General features: G+C 54.1%; 1 protein-coding gene and 1 other annotated feature. The gene reads right to left on the minus strand.

Annotated elements, in window-relative coordinates; all coding sequences use genetic code 11:
* Positions 1-42: 42 nt before the first annotated feature.
* Positions 43-1,256, minus strand: a protein-coding gene (locus ACJHYW_RS25180) for an IS3 family transposase (RefSeq protein WP_169782987.1) whose coding sequence is annotated in 2 segments (ribosomal slippage) — positions 43-968 and positions 968-1,256 — 1,215 coding nt in all. Because the reading frame shifts where the segments join, the coding sequence is not laid out codon by codon here.
* Positions 859-975 (minus strand) — a sequence feature (AL1L pseudoknot). Its footprint overlaps the gene before it by 117 nt.
* Positions 1,257-1,310 lie beyond the last annotated feature (54 nt).

Genomic DNA, 1,310 nt, shown 5'->3' on the forward strand with positions numbered 1-1,310 from the left:
TGAACCGCCCCGGGTTTCCTGGAGAGTGTTTTATCTGTGAACTCAGGCTGCCAGATCATCGTTTCCGATGGAAGCATAATAAGCTTTTTCTGCTTCTGCCGGTGGGATATGGCCCAGCCTTTCCAGCAATCGTCGATTGTTATACCAGTCCACCCACGTGAGTGTGGCCAGCTCCACTTCTGTCCGGTTTTTCCAGCTCTTACGGTGTATTACCTCCGCTTTGTAAAGGCCATTGATGCTCTCCGCCATCGCGTTGTCATACGAGTCACCAGTACTTCCTGTTGATGCCAGTAATCCGGCTTCCTTAAGCCGCTGTGTGTAGGCCAGCGATACATACTGAGAACCTTTATCACTGTGATGGACTGTGCCGGACGGTTGACGGGCCCATAACGCCTGCTCCAGAGCATCCAGCACGAATGTCGTTTCCATAGACGATGAGACCCGCCACCCCACGATGTATCCGGCAAACACATCAATGATGAACGCCACATAGACGAAGCCCCGCCATGTGCTGACGTAAGTAAAATCAGCCACCCACAGCTGGTCAGGTCGTTCTGCCACGAACTGACGGTTTACGCGGTCGCCTGCGGCAACGGCTTTCCGGCTGATGGTCGTACGGACCTTTTTACCCCGGAGAACACCGGCAAGTCCCATAACCGCCATGAGACGTGCCACAGTGCATCTGGCCACTCTGATACCTTCCCGTAACAACTGACGCCAGACTTTACGCACACCGTACACCTGATGATTTTCATCGTATACGCGCTGTATCTCTTTCTTCAGCCAGTCATCGCGCTGCGCACGGGCACTGCGTTTATCCGGATGATGTCGCTGTTGCTGACAGTGGTAATACGTTGACGGGGCAATATGCAGTTCGCTGCATAGCGGTCCGACCCCGTACTGCTCACGCAGCTTATCCAGCAGTGGCATCATTTTTTCCAGAGGCGGTCGAACTCCGCCTTCGCAAAATAAGCGGAAGCCTGGCGAAGGATATCGTTACTGCGGCGCAGTTCACGATTTTCACGTTCCAGCTCTTTCAGACGCTGACGTTCAGCGGTGGTGAGCCCGCCATCACCGCCTCCGGTATCCCGCTCATGCTGGCGTACCCAGACACGCAGAGTCTCCGGTGTACAGCCAATCTTTGGGGCAATGGAACAAATTGCCGCCCACTGTGAGTCATATTCGCCCTGACTTTCCAGAACCATACGAATCGCCCTCTGACGGACTTCGGGGGAAAAACGAGTATTTTTAGTCATCCTGTTTACCTCTTTCTCAGGGAGTTTAGTCTCCAGGATTCCCGGGGCGGTTCA

It is taken from the genome of Escherichia sp. WS3063 (genome assembly GCF_046486595.1).
GTDB lineage: Bacteria > Pseudomonadota > Gammaproteobacteria > Enterobacterales > Enterobacteriaceae > Escherichia > Escherichia coli.